The 18782-nt window shown below is 69.6% G+C and carries 14 protein-coding genes; 11 read left to right on the top strand and 3 right to left on the bottom strand.

The window, feature by feature from the left end:
* Window positions 1-150: 150 nt before the first annotated feature.
* The 3 genes from V5F84_RS09510 (at window position 151) to V5F84_RS09520 (ending at window position 2994) form a co-directional block, all read left to right on the top strand.
* Complete coding sequence (locus tag V5F84_RS09510) at window positions 151-822, top strand: response regulator transcription factor (protein ID WP_394045889.1); 672 nt, start codon at window positions 151-153, stop codon at window positions 820-822.
* A 177-nt stretch (window positions 823-999) separates the two neighbouring features.
* Window positions 1000-2400, top strand: coding sequence for an ATP-binding protein (locus V5F84_RS09515; protein WP_394046012.1), 1401 nt, complete (start codon window positions 1000-1002; stop codon window positions 2398-2400).
* Between the two features lie 141 nt (window positions 2401-2541).
* Window positions 2542-2994, top strand: coding sequence for a hypothetical protein (locus V5F84_RS09520; protein ID WP_394045891.1), 453 nt, complete (start codon window positions 2542-2544; stop codon window positions 2992-2994).
* A gap of 10 nt (window positions 2995-3004) precedes the next feature.
* On the opposite strand, the gene V5F84_RS09525 is transcribed toward V5F84_RS09520, so the two are convergent.
* Window positions 3005-3403 carry a YidB family protein gene (locus tag V5F84_RS09525; RefSeq protein ID WP_509277193.1) on the bottom strand — a complete coding sequence of 133 codons (399 nt, stop codon included), beginning with the start codon at window positions 3401-3403 and terminating at the stop codon, window positions 3005-3007.
* A 185-nt stretch (window positions 3404-3588) separates the two neighbouring features.
* Here V5F84_RS09525 and ccmI point away from each other — a divergent pair, with 185 nt between their 5' ends.
* The 8 genes from ccmI to V5F84_RS09565 all read left to right on the top strand — a co-directional run bounded on the left by ccmI (window position 3589) and on the right by V5F84_RS09565 (window position 14994).
* The gene (ccmI, locus tag V5F84_RS09530) at window positions 3589-4800 is read left to right on the top strand and encodes a c-type cytochrome biogenesis protein CcmI (protein ID WP_394045895.1); all 1212 of its coding nucleotides are present in this window, start codon (window positions 3589-3591) and stop codon (window positions 4798-4800) included.
* Window positions 4801-4881: 81 nt separating this feature from the next.
* Window positions 4882-5361, top strand: coding sequence for a cytochrome c maturation protein CcmE (gene ccmE / locus V5F84_RS09535; RefSeq protein WP_394045897.1), 480 nt, complete (start codon window positions 4882-4884; stop codon window positions 5359-5361).
* Window positions 5358-7361, top strand: a complete 2004-nt coding sequence (locus tag V5F84_RS09540; protein WP_394045899.1) for a heme lyase CcmF/NrfE family subunit — start codon at window positions 5358-5360, stop codon at window positions 7359-7361. Before ccmE ends, V5F84_RS09540 begins: the two co-directional genes overlap by 4 nt.
* Window positions 7362-7365: 4 nt before the next feature.
* The gene (locus tag V5F84_RS09545) at window positions 7366-7887 is read left to right on the top strand and encodes a cytochrome c-type biogenesis protein (protein WP_394045901.1); all 522 of its coding nucleotides are present in this window, start codon (window positions 7366-7368) and stop codon (window positions 7885-7887) included.
* Window positions 7888-8057: 170 nt separating this feature from the next.
* The gene (locus tag V5F84_RS09550; RefSeq protein ID WP_394045903.1) at window positions 8058-9620 is read left to right on the top strand and encodes a Do family serine endopeptidase; all 1563 of its coding nucleotides are present in this window, start codon (window positions 8058-8060) and stop codon (window positions 9618-9620) included.
* A gap of 201 nt (window positions 9621-9821) precedes the next feature.
* Window positions 9822-10538 carry a response regulator transcription factor gene (locus V5F84_RS09555; protein WP_348846118.1) on the top strand — a complete coding sequence of 239 codons (717 nt, stop codon included), beginning with the start codon at window positions 9822-9824 and terminating at the stop codon, window positions 10536-10538.
* Between the two features lie 45 nt (window positions 10539-10583).
* Window positions 10584-11978: an ATP-binding protein gene (locus V5F84_RS09560; protein ID WP_394045905.1), complete on the top strand. Its 1395-nt coding sequence runs from the start codon at window positions 10584-10586 to the stop codon at window positions 11976-11978.
* Window positions 11979-12021: 43 nt separating this feature from the next.
* Window positions 12022-14994, top strand: a complete 2973-nt coding sequence (locus V5F84_RS09565) for a bifunctional [glutamine synthetase] adenylyltransferase/[glutamine synthetase]-adenylyl-L-tyrosine phosphorylase (RefSeq protein WP_394045907.1) — start codon at window positions 12022-12024, stop codon at window positions 14992-14994.
* Window positions 14995-15210: 216 nt separating this feature from the next.
* Here V5F84_RS09565 and V5F84_RS09570 read toward each other — a convergent pair whose 3' ends face one another.
* Both V5F84_RS09570 and V5F84_RS09575 read right to left on the bottom strand, forming a co-directional pair.
* Window positions 15211-17526 (bottom strand): ATP-binding protein, encoded by a 2316-nt coding sequence (locus V5F84_RS09570; protein WP_394045909.1) that lies wholly within the window; start codon window positions 17524-17526, stop codon window positions 15211-15213.
* A 216-nt stretch (window positions 17527-17742) separates the two neighbouring features.
* A complete protein-coding gene (locus V5F84_RS09575) occupies window positions 17743-18705 on the bottom strand; it encodes a LysR family transcriptional regulator (protein ID WP_394045911.1) in 963 nt (320 codons plus the stop codon).
* Window positions 18706-18782 lie beyond the last annotated feature (77 nt).

Raw genomic sequence — 18782 nt, forward strand, 5'->3', positions numbered from 1 at the left:
CCGACACGGACGCCACCATCCGCCAGGCCAAGGCGCACAATGCGGTGGGCGTCGCCCTGTGCGGCTGGCGGTGATTCCGCCGCATTGATGCGCCTGACATCGCGGCCGCGCTCTGGCATGGTGGGCGGACACGGAAAAGCGGGGAACAGCGTGCGGCTGCTGGTAGTCGAAGATGATCCGGACCTCAATCGCCAATTGGTGACGGCGCTTGGCGATGCCGGCTATGCGGTGGACACCGCCTTCGATGGCGAGGAGGGGCGCCATCTCGGCGAGACCGAGCCCTATGACGCCGTGGTGCTGGATATCGGCCTGCCCAAGCTCGACGGGATCTCGGTGCTGGAAGCCTGGCGCCGCGCCCGCCGCACCATGCCGGTGCTGATCCTCACCGCGCGCGACCGCTGGAGCGACAAGGTGCAGGGCTTCGATGCCGGCGCCGACGATTATGTCGCCAAGCCGTTCCACATGGAGGAGGTGCTGGCCCGCATCCGTGCCCTGCTGCGGCGGGCCACCGGGCATGCCACGAGCGAACTGGTGTGCGGCACGGTGCGGCTCGACACGCGCTCGGGCCGGGTGACGGTGGCGGGCAATGCGATCAAGCTGACCAGCCACGAATATCGCCTGCTGTCCTATCTGATGCACCACACCGGCCGGGTGGTGTCGCGCGCGGAACTGGTGGAGCATCTGTACGACCAGGATTTCGACCGCGATTCAAACACGATCGAGGTGTTCGTGGGCCGTCTGCGCAAGAAGATCGATTGCGATCTCATCCAGACGGTGCGCGGCCTCGGCTATCTGCTCGCGGCGCCGGACGCGCCGCGATGAGGCGGCGCGTCGCTCAAGCCGGATCTGCCCACCTTGAAGCGCCCGAGGCGATGCAATGTGGGCAGTGAATCCGCCTCAATTCCATAAGTTGGAGGGCGATTCACCGCCCATATGGACCCCTCGAGCGGGTCCATATGGGCGGATCGCGCTCTAGGGGTGGAAACCCTGACCGAACCCATGGGCCGGGACCGCGCCAGCGGGTCCCTGGCGTTCCGCCTGTTCCTGTCGGCGGTGGTGGTGACGGCGGCGGTGCTGCTGATCGTCGGCTTCGTGCTGTCCTCGCTGTATCGCGGCAGCACCGAGCGCGCCTTCGACCGCCGGCTCGACATCTATCTGAAGACCATCGTGGCCGAGATCGCCGGCGGGCCGGCCTCGGTGGGCAGCGAGCTGCCCGCGCCGCAGGTCCTCGGAGACCCGCTGTTCCTGTTCCCGCTCTCCGGCTGGTATTGGCAGGTGGCGCGGGTGGACCGGGGCGGCCAGCGGCTTTTGACCTCGCGCTCGCTGGTGGAAACCGTGCTGCCCTCGCTCGGCGGGGCGGATCTTTCCGTGGTCCGCGAGGGGCTTCAGGAAGGCTATCTGCCGGGTCCGGAGGGCCAGCGCCTGCGGGTGGTGGAACGGGTGCTGGACCTCGGCGAAGAGGGGCGCTTCATCATTTCCGTGGCCGGGGACGCCTCCGAGATCGACGAGGAAAGCGCCAGCTTCAATATGGCGCTGTTCGGCACCTTCGGGGTGCTCGGGCTGGCGTTCCTGCTGATCGTGGCGTTCCAGGTGCGCTTCGGCCTGCGGCCGCTGGCGCGGCTGTCCCTGGCGCTGGCGGCGGTGCGCTCGGGCGCCACCGAGCGGCTGGAGGGCAGCTATCCCGAGGAGGTTGCGCCCCTGGTGCGGGAGGTGAACGCGCTGATCGACGCCAACAAGGAAGTGGTCGAGCGCGCGCGCACCCATGTGGGCAATCTCGCCCATGCGCTGAAGACCCCGCTTTCGGTGCTGATGAACGAGGCGGGCGGGCGCGACGATCCCCTGGCCGCGCGCGTCCGCGACCAGGCGGGCCTGATGAGCGACCAGGTGTCCCACCATCTCCAGCGCGCCCGCATGGCGGCGCGCGTCTCCCTGCCGACCACCGCCTGCGATCTGCGGCCGATCCTGGTTTCGCTCGCCCGCACCATGGAGAAAATCCACCGCGACCGGAACCTGACCATCGAGCTGCGGATCACCGACGACCTGCGCTTTCGCGGCGAACGGCAGGACGTGGAGGAGATGCTCGGCAATCTCGTGGACAATGCCTGCAAATGGGCCATGAGCCGGGTGGAGGTGGAGATGTTCGCCGAATTCCCCCGCTCCCCGGCCGATCGCGCCTATGTGCGCTTCGTCATCGACGACGACGGCCCGGGCCTCACCCCGGCCAAGCGCGCCGAGGTGGGCCGGCGCGGCCGGCGGCTCGACGAGAGCAAGCCCGGCTCGGGCCTCGGGCTTTCCATCGTGCAGGAATTGTCCGCGCTCTATGGCGGGCGGCTGGATCTCGGCACCGCGCCGATCGGTGGATTGCGGGTGGAACTGATCCTGCCGGCGCTCCAGGTGTGATGCGCCCGGCGGGGCGGCGGGCAGGTGCGGCACCGCCCGCGCTTGCCAAAGTTTTCCATTCGCCTAAATCCTTGGCATGGATCGTTGCCCGTGTCCCGCCGCGGCAGGGCCGGGCCGTGGCAGCGGAGAAATGAGGCTTTCATGGGCGTGCGAATGGGGATGGCGGTCGCCAGGCTGAGTGCCGTCCTGGGGGCCGCCGTGTGGCTCTCCGCCTGCGCGAGCAGCGGCGGCACGGGGGGGCCGGCGGCCAATGCGCTCGCGCTGCCGTCGCTGGATACCGGCGCCGGCGATGCGGGCGGTCCCGGCGGCCTCGTGGGGGGACCGCTGGGCCGCGGCCTCGACGAGCAGGATCGCCAGCGCGCCTATGCGGCGGAATTAAATGCGTTGGACAATGGCGGCCCCGGTTCGCCGGTGGGCTGGCGCGGCGAGAGCGGCGCCTATGGCACGGTCATCGCCGGCCCGGCCTATTCGCGGCCGGGCTATCTGAAATGCCGCGATTACTCTCATACCATCTACGTGCAGGGCAAGCCGCAGGCGGCGCGCGGCATCGCCTGCGTCGCCCGCGAAGGCAGCTGGACGTCCGTTGCGCCCTAGCGCCTGCGCCTCAGGCCGACGGCGGGGTTTCCAGCGCGCCGTTCGGGCTCAGCTTGTCGATCAGGCCGGGCAGATACTGGGCCATCAGATTGGGCAGCATGTCGGCGGGCAGGCCGAGACGGCCGGCCATTTCCGCGAGCACGGGCATGTCCAGCGCATTGGTCAGGTCCGCGGCGCTGATGGGCAGGTTCTCGCCGTTGGACAGCCAGGAGGTCACCTGCGCGCCGAGGCCGGCCGACTTGAGCTGCTCCAGCAGGCCGTCGAGATTGCCGTAGGGCGTGTTGGCGAGCGCGCTATTGAGCATGGCGGGCAGGTTCTGCCCGAGGCTGCCGCCGAGGACGGAGTTCAGCAGGCCGCCGAACAGGCCGCCGCCTTGGCCAAGCGCGCCGAGCGAATCGAACAGTCCCATGGTGTTCCCCTGTGTGCGGCCCATGCGGGCAGGAAGCCTGTATCCGGTTCCTTTACCAGATGCCCGCCCGCGCCGCGACCGTTGCCGGCGGAACGAACTGCGCCACGGGCCTGCGGCGCGGCGCCGCCGCGACGGAAAGCATCCTTTGCAGCGCCGCGTTACTCGGCTAACGCCTGGGCACGATGATGCCGTCTTCCCTGTTCGCAGCCTTCGCCCTCATGACCGCCGCGGCGGTGATGGCGGTGCTGTGGCCGCTGGCCCGCCGCCGGCCGCTGAAGGACGAGAAGGCGGCGGATCTGGCCGTCTACCGCGACCAATTGACCGAGCTGGAGCGCGACCAGGCCGCCGGCCGGCTTCCCGCCGCGCAGGCCGAGGCCGCGCGCATCGAGGTGGCGCGCCGCATGCTCGCCGCCGCGGAAGCTGCACCCGAGCCGGCGCAGGATCCGGTTCGTGCGGGGATCCGCAGGCGCATCGCCGCCGGCCTCGCTCTGGTGGGCGTACCGCTGGCGGCCATCGGACTTTATGTGATGCTCGGCACGCCCGGCCTGCCCGGTGCGCCGCTCGCCGCGCGCCTCGCCGCGCCGCCGGACCGCACCGATGTGGCGATCCTGGTGCGCAAGGTGGAGGACCATCTCGCCGCCAATCCCGGCGATGGGCAGGGCTATGAAATCCTCGCCCCGATCTATCTGCGGCTTGGCCGCGTGGACGATGCGGTGCGCGCCTACGCCCAGGCCATCCGCTATCTCGGCGACAGCGCGGAACGGCGCGCGGCCTTGGGCGAGGCGCTGGTGGTGCAGGGCAATGGCATCGTCACCAGGGAGGCCGCCGCGGCCTTCCAGGCGGCGCTCGCGCTCGATCCGACCTCGCCGCGCGCCCGCTATTTCCTCGGCCTCGCCGCCGAGCAGGACGGCCGCAAGGACGAAGCGGCGGCGATCTGGACCAAGCTGGTGCAGGATTCCCCGCCGAACGCGCCCTGGCTCGGCCTGGTGCGCACCGCGCTCGGGCGCATCGGGGCGCCCGTGCCGCCGCCCCCCTCGGCGGCCGCTCCTTCCGGCTCCGTGATGCGCCGGGACGCCGGCTCGGCCGCTCCGGCCGTCGGCGCGCCGCCCGGTCCCAGCGCGCAGGATGTGGAGGCGGCCGCCCAGCTCGACGCCGCCGGCCGCGCGCAGATGATCCAGGGGATGGTGGACCGCCTTCAGCAGCGCCTTGATGCCGACCCGAAGGACCTCGACGGCTGGTTGCGCCTGGTGCGCGCCCGCACGGTGCTGGGCGAACGCGACAAGGCGGTGTCGGCGCTCGCCGCCGCCCGGGCCGCGTTCGCGGAGGATGTCGCCGCCCAGGCGCGCCTTTCCGCGCTTGCCGATGAATTGAAGATCGGGCCCGGAGCGAGCAATTGAGAATGCGCGCGCCCCGCACCATCTTAGCCGACACATGCGGGAGCCGCCGCCTCAGGCCGTGCGCTTCGGGAGCAGATCGACGTGACGCGTAAAGGCCGCCGCCTCATCCTCATCGGGTCCGCCCTGGCCGTGCTGGCGCTCGCCGCCGGGCTGATCCTGACTGCGCTCAACGACACCATCGTGTTCTTCCGCTCGCCGAGCGAGATCGCCGAACACAAGGTCGCCCCCGGCACCCGGCTTCGGCTCGGCGGTCTCGTGGAGGCGGGCAGCGTGAGCAAGCAGGGCGCGGCGGTGCGCTTCACCGTCACCGACGGCAATGCGCAGGTTCCGGTGACCTATACCGGCATCCTGCCGGACCTGTTCCGGGAAGGGCAGGGCGTGGTGGCCGAGGGTGTGGTCGGGACCGACGGCGCGTTCAAGGCCGATACCGTGCTCGCCAAGCACGACGAGCGCTACATGCCGCGCGAAGTCGCCGACGCGTTGAAGAAGCAGGGGCACTGGAAAGAGGGCGAGCCCGGCGGGCCGCCCGCGCCGGCGCCCGGTCGGAGCACCGTGCAATGATCGCGGAAATCGGCCAATACGCCCTGATCCTCGCCCTCGCTTTGGCCCTGGTGCAGATGGTGGTGCCCGCCTGGGGTGCCGCCAAGGGCGATCCCGTGCTCATGGGCGTCGCCGCGCCGGTCGCCCTGGCCATGCTGCTGTTCGTCGGCGGCGCCTTCGCCTGCCTCGTGATGCTCTATGTGACCTCGGATTTCTCGGTCGCCAATGTGGTCGAGAATTCCCACTCGCAAATGCCGCTGGTCTATAAGATCACCAGCACCTGGGGCAATCACGAGGGCTCCATGCTGCTGTGGGCGCTGGTGCTGTCGGTATTCGGCGCGCTGGTGGCCCTGTTCGGCGGCAATCTGCCGGATCGGTTGAAAGCGAACGTGCTGGCGGTGCAGGCGTCCATCGCCACCGCCTTCCTGCTGTTCATCCTGCTCACCTCGAACCCGTTCCTGCGGGTGCTCTCGCCGCCGGGCGAGGGGCGCGATCTCAATCCCGTGCTCCAGGATCCCGGCCTCGCGATCCACCCGCCGCTGCTCTATCTCGGCTATGTCGGGCTCTCCATCGCCTTCGCCTTCGCCATAGCCGCCTTGATCGAGGGGCGGATCGACGCCGCCTGGGCGCGCTGGGTGCGGCCCTGGACGCTCACCGCCTGGATCTTCCTCACCCTCGGGATCGCCATGGGCTCCTACTGGGCCTATTACGAATTGGGCTGGGGCGGCTGGTGGTTCTGGGACCCGGTGGAGAATGCTTCCCTCATGCCGTGGCTCGCCGCCACCGCGCTGCTGCATTCCGCCGTGGTGATGGAAAAGCGCGACGCCCTGAAGGTGTGGACCATCCTTTTGGCGATCCTCGCCTTCTCCCTCTCCCTCATCGGCACCTTCCTGGTGCGCTCGGGCGTGCTCACCTCGGTGCACGCGTTCGCGACCGATCCGCTGCGCGGCGTGTTCATCCTTGCCATCCTGGTGATTTTCATCGGCGGCAGCCTCGCCCTGTTCGCGCTGCGGGCCGGGGAATTGCGCCAGGGCGGCCTGTTCGCGCCGATCTCGCGCGAGGGCGCGCTGGTGTTCAATAACCTCTTCCTCACCGCCGCCACCGCCTCGGTGTTCGTCGGCACGCTCTATCCCCTCGCGCTCGAGGCGCTGACCGGGGACAAGATCACCGTGGGTCCCCCCTTCTTCAATCTCACCTTCGGCGGGCTGATGCTGCCGCTGGTGTTCGCCATGCCGTTCGGCCCGCTGCTGGCCTGGAAGCGCGGCGACCTGCTCGGGGTCGCCCAGCGGCTGATGCTCGCGGCCGGCTTCGCGGTGGTGGCTGCGGTGGTGACCGCGGCCGCGACGGCGGCGGTGAGCGAGGAGCGCGGGCCGGTCCTGGCGCCGGTCGCCATCGGGCTGGCGGTGTTCATCATCGCCGGGGCGCTGACCGACATCGCCGAGCGCGCCGGCATCGGCCGCGTCTCCGCCCGCCTCGCGGTGCGCCGTCTCACCGGCCTGCCGCGCTCCACCTTCGGCACCGCCATCGCCCATCTCGGGGTCGGCATCTGCCTGCTCGGCATCGTGAGCGAGACCGCCTGGAGCCTGGAGAAGATCGCCGCCGTGCGGGTCGGCGAAACGGTGACCATCGGCACCCGCGACCTCACCCTGGCGCGCGTCGAGAACCGCGCCGGACCCAATTTCACCTCCCGCGTGGCGGTGTTCGAGATCCGCGACGGCGGCCTCTCCCAGGGCACGGTGGAAGCCGCCAAGCGCCAGTTCGCCGCCCGCCAGATGGCCACCACCGAATCCGGCATTCGCACCTTCGGCTTCAGCCAGCTCTATGTCTCCATCGGCGAGGAGCATCCGGACGGCACCCTTTCCATGCGCGCCACCTGGAAGCCGTTCGTGACCCTGATCTGGCTCGGCGCGGTGGTGATGGCGCTCGGCGGCCTGCTCTCGCTCGCGGACCGGCGGCTGCGCGTCGGGGCGCCGAAGCCGGCGCGCATGCGGCGCGGCTCCCTTCCGGCGGCGGCGGAATAAGCCGATGCGCCGCCTGGTCGCCCTTGTCCTCCTGCTGCCGCTGGCCTTCGGCGCCCTCGGGGCGCTTGGCGCGGCCCCGGCGTTCGCGGTGCAGCCGGACGAGGTGCTGGGCGATCCGGTGCTGGAGGCGCGGGCGCGCGATCTCTCCAGGGAATTGCGCTGCATGGTCTGCCAGAACCAGTCCATCGACGACAGCGACGCGCCGCTCGCGCGCGATTTGCGCCTGCTCGTGCGGGATCGTCTGAAGGCCGGCGACAGCGACCAGCAGGTGCTCGATTTCCTGGTGGCGCGCTATGGCGAGTTCGTGCTGATGCGCCCCGCGCTCTCCTGGCGCAATGCCTTGCTGTGGGGCGCGCCGCTGCTGGTGCTGGCGGCAGGGGCGCTCGCTGCCTCTCTGGCGATCCAGCGCCGCCGCCGCGCCGCGCCGGACACCGTGCCCCTGACCCCGGACGAGGAAGAGCGGGTGCGCCGGATCCTCACCCAGGCCGCCCCCGCCTCGCCCCCCGCACCGCCGGGCGCAAGCTGACGCGGCCGTCGCCGGGCCGGCGCGGCGCGCTGTCTTAAGGAAGCTCACGCAGCCGTGACGCGCCTTAACGATCGGTAATCCGGCCGCCAGCCGGCTGTAAGTTTCCCGGCCCTATGTTCGCTCTCGACCTTGCCCCACGGGGGGCAGACAGAAGAGAGACGAACGATCCCATGACCGGCTTCCCGCGCAAGTCCACCCTCATCCGTCGCCGCCGCTCCGCTCTGCTCGGCGGGGTCTTCGGCCTGGCTGTGACCGGCATCGTTGTCGGCCAGTTCATCCCGCCCTATTCCATGCCGGCCAACGCGCAGATCACCACCAGCCAGCCCGCCGGCACGTTCTCCTTCGCCGATACGGTGGAGAAGGTCTCGCCCGCCGTGGTCTCGGTGAAGGTCAAGAAGGACGTCAACGCCCAGGAAATGGCCATGGGCGAAGAGGGCCCGTTCGGCAACGACGTGCCCCCGCAGATCGAGCGTTTCCTGAAGCGCTTCGGCCTGGAAGGCCAGGGCGGCCCGCAGGGCCAGATGCCCCAGCGCCCCCGCGCCGATCGCGGCGACAAGGGTGAGCGCCGCGTGGTCGGCCAGGGCTCGGGCTTCATCATCTCCGCCGACGGCTATGTGGTCACCAACAACCACGTGGTGGACGGCGCGAGCGAAGTGGACGTGACCACCACCGACGGCAAGGAATACACCGCCAAGGTGATCGGCGCGGACCCGCGCACCGACGTTGCCCTGCTCAAGATCGAGGGCAAGACCGACCTGCCGTGGGTGAAGCTCGCCGATGGCGCGCCCCGCGTCGGCGACTGGGTGATCGCGGTCGGCAATCCGTTCGGCCTCGGCGGAACGGTGACGGCGGGCATCGTCTCGGCGCGCGGCCGCGATATCGGCTCGGGCCCGTATGACGACTTCATCCAGATCGACGCGCCGATCAATCGCGGCAATTCCGGCGGCCCGACCTTCAGCCTCAACGGCGAGGTCATCGGCATGAACACCGCCATCGTCTCCCCCTCGGGCGGCAATGTGGGCATCGCCTTCGCCATTCCCTCCGAGACCGTGAAGACGGTGGTGAACCAGCTCCGCGACAGCGGCAAGGTGGCGCGCGGCTATATCGGCGTGCAGATCCAGCCGGTGACCGACGATCTCGCCTCGGGCCTCGGCCTGAGCACGTCGGAAGGCGCGCTGGTGGCCCAGGTCCAGCCCGGCACCCCCGGTGCCAAGGCCGGCCTGAAGAGCGGCGACGTGGTGGCCAAGGTGAACGGCGAGACCATCAAGGACGCCCGCGACCTGACCCGCAAGATCGGCATGATGAAGCCGGGCGCCAATGTCGACCTGACGGTGATCCGCGACAACAAGCCGATCAACGTCGCGGTGACGCTGGAGCAGATCCCCAACGAGCAGCAGGCGAGCCTGAGCCCGGGCGAGAGCGACCAGGCCCCCGGCGCCGACGTGCCGCGCCTCGGCCTCCAGCTTGCTCCGGCCAAGTCGGTCAAGGGCGCCGGCGCGGACGGCGTGGTCGTCACCGAGGTGGAGCCGAACGGCCCGGCCGCCCAGCGCGGCATCCGCTCCGGCGACGTGATCCTGGACGTGGGCGGCAAGACCGTCTCCAGCCCCAAGGATGTGCGCGACGGCCTCGCCGCCGCCAAGGCCGAGAACCGCAAGGCGGTGCTCATGCGGGTGAAGGGCGAACAGGGCGTGCGCTTCGTCGCCATCGCCATCGACGCCAAGGCGAAGGGCTGACCGTCTCTTCCCCGATCCTAACGGCGGGCTTTGCCCGCCGCTTCGGGGCGGCACCGGAGTAGTTCGTTCCGTCACCCTGTGCCGTTCCGATCCCCGCGGTGCGGGAAGCCGCAGCGCTTCCCGCACCGCGCTTTTGTTCGACACCTCTTCGCGCGGCCCGTTTCGGGCCGTTCCCCGGCTCGCTTTCGGCGCTAGGATGAGATGGACGCGAATCTCGAACAAGGTCTGACCTTCTCCATGCGCCTGCTCCTCATCGAGGACGACCGCGACGCGGCGGACTATCTGCGCAAGGCTTTCCGCGAGGCCGGCCATGTGGTGGACCATGCCGGCGACGGGGAGGAGGGGCTCGCCCTCGCCCTCGACGGCAAGTACGACGTGCTGGTGGTGGACCGCATGCTGCCGCTCAAGGACGGACTCAGCATCGTCTCCGACCTGCGGCGGCGGGGCGACACCACGCCGGCGCTGATCCTCTCCGCGCTGGGGCAGGTGGACGACCGGGTGGTGGGCCTGCGCGCCGGGGGCGACGATTATCTGCCGAAGCCCTATGCCTTCACCGAATTGCTGGCGCGCGTGGAAGCTCTCTCCCGGCGCGGCGCGCCGCAGGCGGCGGAGACCATCTACCGGGTCGGCGACCTGGAGCTGGACCGCCTCGCCCATCGCGTCAGCCGGGGCGGCAAGGACATTCCGCTCCAGCCCCGCGAATTCCGCCTGCTGGAATATCTCATGCGCCATGCCGGACAGGTGGTGACGCGCACCATGCTGCTGGAAAACGTGTGGGATTATCATTTCGACCCGCAGACCAACGTGATCGACGTCCATGTCTCGCGCCTGCGCTCGAAGATCGACAAGGGCTTCGACGTGCCGTTGCTGCACACGGTGCGCGGCGCCGGCTACATGATCCGGGTCGGGCTGCGCTGATGGCCGAGCGCCATCGCCCCGCCCTCCAGGCGGCCTGACGCCACCATGCGGATGCCCCGGAACCTGCTGCAATTGGTGCGCACCACGGCGTTCAAGCTGCTGGCCGCCTATCTCGTGGTGTTCGCGCTCTTCTCGGTGGCCATGATCGCCTATGTGGCGTGGCACACGCGCGCGCTGATCGAGAGCCAGGTGGCGGAGAATGTGGAAGGCGAGGTGCGGTTCCTGGCCGAGCAATATCGCATCGGCGGCATCCAGCGCCTCGTCATCGCCATCGACCGCCGCACCCGCCGGCCGGGCTCCTCGATCTACCTGCTCACCAATTTCACCGGCGAGGTGATGGCCTCCAACGTGTCGGACCTGCCCATCGGGCTGCTCGACAAGGCGGGCACGCGGATCACGCCCTACCGCCGTTCCGACGAGCCGGGGGCGAAGGAATTCCTCGCCTTCGTGCAGGTGTTCCAACTGCCCGGCGGGTACCGCCTGCTGGTGGGCCGCGACATCGAGGAGCGCGACACCCTGCGCCAATTGGTGGTGCGCCCCGCCCAAGGCGCGCTGGTGCTGATCCTGGTGCTGGGGCTCGCCGGCGGCATCTTCGTGACGCGGCGGGTGCTCAAGCGCATCGAATCCATGACCGCAACCTCCGAAACCATCATGGCCGGGGATCTCTCCGGCCGGCTGGCCGTGGACGGCACCGGCGACGAGTTCGACCGCCTCGCCCAGAGCCTCAACACCATGCTGGACCGCATCGAGGGGCTGATGGTCGGCCTCAAGGAGGTGTCCGACAACATCGCCCACGACCTCAAGACGCCGCTCACGCGCCTGCGCAACCGCGCGGAAGAGGCGCTGCGCGGCGCCCATTCGGAGGAGGAGTGGCGCGCCGCGCTGGAGACCACCATCGAGGAAAGCGATTCCCTCATGCGCACCTTCGACGCGCTGCTGATGATCGCGCGCGCGGAGGCCGGCCAGGCGCGGGACAATATGGTGGACCTCGACCTTGCCGCCATCGCCGAGAACGTCGCCGAGCTGTATGAGCCGCTCGCGGACGAGCAGGGCATGGACCTTTCGGTGGAGGCGCAGCCGGTGGAGGTTCACGGCATGCGCGAACTGCTCGCCCAGGCGCTCGCCAATCTGGTGGACAACGCCCTCAAATACGGCCGGGCGGCCGAGGGCACGCGCGGGGAGATCCGCGTCAGCCTGCGCCGCGAGGGCGATGAGGCCGTGCTTGAGGTGGGCGATCGCGGGCCGGGCATTGCGCCGCAGGATCGCGAACGGGTGGTGGAGCGTTTCGTGCGGTTGGACACCAGCCGCTCGCGCCCCGGTTCCGGTCTCGGCCTGTCGTTGGTGGCCGCCGTGGCACGGCTCCATGGTGGCAGTCTCGCCTTTTCCGACAACGCGCCGGGCCTGCGGGCGACCCTTCGTTTGCCCGCGAAAACGCCATAAGGGCTTGCGCTTAGGCACGGCCTCATGCCTTTAAGTGAGGCAAATGTCCGCTTCCTCCACTTCGCCCCCTATTGCTGCCGCCTCGCTTGCCGCCTTGCTGTGGGAAGGCCCTGTGCTGTGCGATGCTGAGGCGGCAAAGGTCAGGCTCGGCTACGCGCTCGAGGGCCTGGATTCGGCCGGGCGCGCGCGGGTGGACCAGATCCTCGCGGCCTATCCTCGGGCGCGCGATGTCCTGCTCGGCGTCGCCGAATCCTCGCCGTTCCTCCACGATCTCATTCGCGCCGATCCCGGGCGGCTGCTGCGGGCGCTGGAATGCGCCCCGGCGGCCCATATCGCCGCGCTTACCGCCGCCTGCCGGCAGGCGGTCGCCCAAGCCGCCGACGAGGCGCAGGCGATGACGGCGCTGCGCAAGATGCGGGCGGAAGCCGCGCTCACCATTGCTCTGGCCGATATCGGCGGGGCCATGGACCTGGTGCAGGTGACGGGCGCGCTCACCGACATCGCCGACACGGCGCTCGGCGCGGCGCTCGATTTCCTGCTGGCCGAGGCCGCTGCCGCCGGCAAGCTCCGGCCTCCCGACCCCGCGCATCCGGCCATGGGCTGCGGCCTCGCCGTGATCGCCATGGGCAAGCACGGCGCGCGCGAGCTGAACTATTCCTCCGACGTGGATCTGATCGTGGTCTACGACCGCGACGTGGCGCCCCTCGCCGAGGGCGTGGAACCCTCCCCCTTCTTCGTGAAGATCACCCGCGCCCTGGTGCGCATGCTCCAGGAGCGCACCGGCGACGGCTATGTGCTGCGGGTGGACCTGCGCCTGCGGCCGGACCCCGGCTCGACGCAAGTGGCGCTCTCCACCGCCGCGGCGCTGGCCTATTACGAGCGCGAGGGCGCGACCTGGGAGCGCGCCGCCTATATCAAGGCGCGCCCGGTGGCCGGCGATCTCGCGGTGGGCCGCGAATTCCTCTCCGATCTCGCCCCCTTCGTCTGGCGCCGGGTGCTGGACTACCGCGCCATCGCCGACGTGCATGCCATGAAGCGCGAGATCCATGCGTTTCGCGGGCACGACGTGGTGGCGGTGGAAGGCCACAATGTGAAGCTCGGGCGCGGCGGCATCCGCGAGGTGGAATTCTTCGTCCAGACCCAGCAGCTCATCGCCGGGGGCCGGGATCCGAACCTGCGCTCCCCGCGCACCCTGGAGGCGCTCGACGCGCTGGTGCGGGATTTCTGGATCGCCGGGACCGTGCGCGACGAACTGGCCGAGGCCTACCTCTTCCTGCGCCGGGTCGAGCACCGCATCCAGATGGTGGCGGATGCCCAGACCCACACCTTGCCGGAGCAGACCGACGCGCTGGGCGCCTTCGCCCGCTTCATGGGCTACCAGACCCGCGACGCCTTCGCCGCCGCCCTGGTGGATCGCCTGAAGCGGGTGCAGCACCATTATGCCCAATTGTTCGAAGACAGTCCGCCCCCCGCGGTGCTGGACGGGCAGCTGCTCTTTCCCCCCGATCATGACGATCGCCAGACGCTGGCCGTGCTCTCGCGCCTCGGCTTCCGCGATCCGCCCGCCGCCAGCACCGTGGTGCGCGGCTGGATGGCGGGGCGCCATCGCGTTCTGCGCAGCGACGTGGCGCGCGGGCAGCTCGCCAGCATCGCGCCGCTGCTGCTGGAGCAATTGTCGCGCGGCGGCGACCCCGACGGGGCATTGATCGCAGCCGACAATTTCTTCGCCGAGCTTTCCGGCGGCCATCTGATCCACGCCTTGCAGCGCCATCCCGATCTGGTGCGGCTGCTCGCCACCATCCTCACGGTTGCCCCGCGCCTCGGCGAAACGCTGGCGCGGCGGCCCTCGCTGCTCGATGCCCTGCTGGACCCGGCCTTCTTCAACAAGCTCCCCGACCAGGCGAGCCTGGAGCAGCATCTGGAAATCCTGCTCGACACCGCCGAGAGCGATGAAGAGCAGCTCGACCGCGCGCGCCGCTTCCGCCAGGAACAGCATGTGCTGATCGGCGTGCGCATCGCCTCCGGCACGCTGCCCGCCGCGCGCGCGGGCGAGGCCTATGCGCGCCTCGCCGAGGTGATCATTCGCGCCCTGCACGCGCGGGTCTGGGCGCGGTTCCAGGAGGCGCACGGCACCATCGCGGGGGCCGAGACGGCCGTTCTCTCCATGGGCAAGCTCGGCAGCCGGGAAATGACCGCCGGCTCCGATCTCGACCTGATCGTGCTCTATGATTTCGACCCGGATGCCGACCCCACCTCCGACGGTCCGCGCCCGCTGCACGGCGCGCAATATTTCGCCCGCTTCACCCAGCGCCTGGTCACCGCCCTCACCAGCCTGACGAACGCCGGCAAGCTCTATGACGTAGACCTGCGCCTGCGCCCCTCGGGGCGCTCGGGCCCGGTGGCGACGCGGCTGCGCTCATTCGAGAATTACCAGCGCGACGAGGCCTGGACCTGGGAACACATGGCGCTCACCCGCGCCCGCGTGATCTCGGCGCATTCGGATTTCTGCACCCGGGTGGAAACGGTGATCCGCCACGTGCTGGCCCGCCCGCGCGATCCGCGCCGGATCGCCGGCGACATTCTCGACATGCGCGGCGCCATCGCCGCCGAGAAGGGCGAGGCCGACCGCTGGAACCTCAAGCATGCCCTCGGCGGGCAGGTGGATGTGGAGTTCCTGGCGCAATATCTGGTGCTGGTGCACGCCGCCCAGCATCCGCAGATCGTCGATACGGCGACCGCGCGCATCATCGCCGTGGCGGGCGAACTCCACCTGTTGCCGGCGGAGGACATTCACCTCCTCGCCAATGCCTGCCGTCTCTACCAGGATCTGACGCAGGTGCTGCGGCTGGCGCTCGACACCCATTTCCTTCCCGCTGAGGCGAGCCCGGCCCTGAAGGCGCTCCTCGCCCGCGCCGGCGAGATGCCGGACTTCGCCACCCTGGACGCCCATCTGCGCGAAACCCAGGACCGGGTGCGCGAGATTTTCACCCGCGTGCTGGAGCAGGCGGCGGCCTGATTTCAATCCACATTCGAGGAAGAATGGGCTTTCACCCTCCCCCCTTGTGGGGGAGGGGTGGGGAGGGGGGTAGCGTGCCGCAAGCACCAGCGCTGCTCGGACAAACGCAGCAGACCCCCGCGCAATCCTCCACCGCAAGGGGGGAGGGCGGTGCGGTTCGAACGTCATCGCTTTTTCCCGGGGTGCCAGTGGCCCCGCGCAAGCGAGGGTGTCGCCTCACATCACCGAGGTGAGGCGCGGCGTCTCGTTGGAATTGGCCGCGCCGCCGTCCAGCGGCAGGCGGATGATGACGGTGGTGCCCACCCCTTCCTGCGAGCGGATGCGCATGGCCCCGCCGTGCAGCTCGGTCAGCGACTTGGCGATCGCGAGACCCAGGCCCGAGCCCTTGTGGGTCTTGGTGAACTGGCTTTCCACCTGCTCGAACGGCCGCCCCAGCTTGGCAAGCGCATGCTTGGCGATGCCGATGCCGCTGTCCTCGATGGCGATCACCGCCGCCCCGCCGTTCACCCGCGCCTTGATGGCGATGCGTCCGCCCTCGGGCGTGAACTTCACCGCATTGGAGAGCAGGTTCAGCAGGATCTGCTTGAGCGCCCGCTTGTCCGCCCGCACGGCGAGCCCTTCGCCCGCCTCGGCGGTGACGGAGATCTGCTTTTCCTGCCCCTTGAGCGCCATGACGCGCAGGGCATCCGTGACGATCTCGTCCAGCCGCACATCCTCCAGCTCCAGCTGCATGCGGCCGGCCTCGATCTTCGACATGTCCAGGATGTCGTTGATGACGTCCAGCAGATAGGTGCCGGAGCCTTTGATGTCGCCGCAATATTCCGCGTACTTCTCCGAGCCGAGCGGGCCGAACATGCCGCTCTCCATGATTTCGGAAAAGCCGATGATGGCATTGAGCGGCGTGCGCAATTCGTGGCTCATATTGGCCATGAATTCGCTCTTGGCGCGGTTGGCGTCCTCGGCCCGGTTCTTCTCTTCCGAATATTTCTCCGCCAGCTCGGCCAGCTGCTGGGCCTGAAGCTCCAGGGTCTGCTGGGATTTGCGCAGGTCGGCGACCAGCGCCATCAGGCGCTTCTCATTGTCCATGAGGCGTTCCTCATGGCGCTTGAGCGGGGTGATGTCCGTGCCCACCGACACGTAGCCGCCGTCTTTCGTGCGGCGCTCGGCGATCTTCAGCCAGCGGCCGTTGGAGAGCTGCGCCTCGAACGCCCGCGAGCCCTCTTCCGGCTTGTCCTCCGGCTTCAGCGGCGTGCGCGTGACCGGGTGGCGACCGACCGTGGCGATGGTGTCGAACGAGGTGCCGACCTGGATCGCATCGTCCGGCAGTTCATGCAGGCTCTGGAACTTGGAATTGCAGAGCACGAGGCGGTTCTGGCTGTCCCACAGCACGAAGGCTTCCGAGATGCTCTCGATGGCGTCGCGCAGGCGGGTGTCGGCGGTCACCGTGCGTTCCGCCATGCGCTGGGCCTCGGTGACATCCATGGCGATGCCGATCAGGTGCGGGCCGTCCTCGCCGCCCTGCTGCACCACTTCCGCGCGCATGCGCAGCCACACGAAGTCGCCGCGCGCGGTGCGCATGCGGAACACCCGGTCCACCGAGGCGCCGGGCCGGTCCGCGAGGTCCTGGGCCAGCTCATAGAGGTTCACGTCGTCGGGATGCACCAGCTTGGCGATGTCGCCGAACGAGAGCAGGTCGTCGCGCCGGTCCAGCCCGAGGATCTCGAACATGGTGTCGGACCAGTACATGCGGCCGCGCGCCATGTCCCAATCCCACATGCCGCAGCGGCCGCGGTTCAGCGCGGTGTCGATGCGCACGCGCACGGTGTCGTAGATGTGGTCCGCCTCGCGCGCCCGGCTCGCCTGCCAGTGGAAGGAGAAGCCGAGGATCAGCAGCACCGCGCCGGTGGTGGTGAACAGCGTCACCGTCAGCGTGGTACTCTCCGACCAGGTGGCGAGCGCCCGCGCCATGGGCTGCACATAGATGATCTGGCCGAGCGGCGGGTTGAGGTTGCGCACGGTGGCGAGGGCGCTGTCGTCGCCGAACGGGATCTCCAGCACGCCGGCGCGCTCGGCGAACACCGTGAGGGGCTGGGAGGGATCGAGCACGTCGGCCAGCGTCGTCGCCGCCGGCAGGCCCTGCGGCGCCGAGGCGAGGATGCGCCCCTGCGGATCGGTCACATAGATCCGGCGCCCGCCCAGCGTCGCGCGGGGCGGAAGGGAATCCTGCAAGGCCTGGTTGGCGCGCGCCAGGTTGCCGCCCAGGCGCTGGCTCAGCCCCTCCGCGGTTGCGAGCGCGAGGAGACTCAGATCATCCTTGGCGTTGTCGATCACGGCCTGGCGGTGGCTGTGCACCTGCACAACGGCGCCGATGCCGATGACGACCAGGAAGGTGATGATCAGCGCCGGGACGATCCGGCGCAGAAAAGGCTCGGCTTCGAGAAGCCGTTGGTAGGCGGGTCGTGCTACGGATTTTGCCAATCCACCTATGGCATGACCGCGCACACCGACGCTCTCAGCGTTGGCGCGTGCCATCGCCGGCCCCTCCTCCGGTGTCCGGTCTCAGGGCGGCCACGCCCCTCGACCTATCGTCCTCACAAGACTTGGAGGGACGTGCCGCATCTCTCCGAATCGGGGTCGATTGGACTCGAATCGGGGGGGTGTTGTCTAGAGTCCGGGAGAGTCAAGACCGCAAAAATTCACGTAATACGCGGGTTCTTTTTACCGCCTCCCAGTGTTTGACGGTGCCGCTCAAGCTGCGTTGAGGGTGCGGGGCGCGCCGCGCTGCGCCGCCAAGACCAGCGCGGGCGATTCAGCCGGGCGTATCCATCGCGAATAGACTTCAACCATGAAGTCCACGAACACCCGCACCTTCAGGTCCTGGGTGGCGCGGGCGGGGAACAGGGCCACCGTTTCCAGCGGCGCCCGGCGCTGCCAGTCGGGAAGCACCACCTCCAGCTCCCCGGCTTCGACCCGCCGACGGGCGAGGCAGCGCGAGATCATCAGGATGCCGGCGCCGCTCAGCGTCTGGCGCAGGGCCATGATGGGATCGTTGGTGACGAGCGCGGGCTGGATCTGCAAATCCATCGGCCCGCCGGGGCCGTCGAGGTCCCAATGCAGCGGTCCCGGGCGGCTGCGGATCGCGACCAGGTCGTGCAGCCCGAGTTCGCTCGGGTGGGAGGGGCGGCCCTTGCGGTCGAGATAGGACGGGCTCGCCAGCAGGCTGAGGGTCTGCAATCCGAGCGAGCGCACATGATAGCTGGAATCGCGCACCGGCCCCGGCCGCACCGCGACGTCATAGCCGTGCTCGGCGAGGTCGAGCGGGTGGTTGTCCAGCGTCAGGTTCAGCTGCACCTTGGGATAGCGGGCGCGGAAGGTGGCGATTTCCGGCTCCAGGATCAGGATCGCGGGGGCATAGGTGATGAGCACCTTCAGCGGGCCCTCCGGCTCCTTGGTGAGCGCGCGGGCGCTGGCTTCGGCGCGGTCCAGCGCCGCAATCGCATCGACGCACTGGTTGTAATAGGCCTGCCCCGCCTCGCTCGGCCAGACCCGGCGCGTGGTGCGGTGGAGCAATTGCACCCCGAGCCGATCCTCGAGCGTCTTCAGCTTGCGGCTCACCGAGGTTGCGGGAAGACCGAGCTGCGCGGCGGCGGCGCTGAAGCTGCCGCGCTCCACCACCCGCAGGAACACCTCAATATCATCGAAGCGCGCCATGGCGTTGCTTCCTCTTACACACGGAAACGGACGCGGCGCGCATCGCTGCGCACCGCGCCCTGGTCCGGACCTTTAAC

The sequence above is a fragment of the Roseixanthobacter liquoris genome (assembly GCF_043195135.2).
Classification (GTDB): domain Bacteria; phylum Pseudomonadota; class Alphaproteobacteria; order Rhizobiales; family Xanthobacteraceae; genus NCEH01.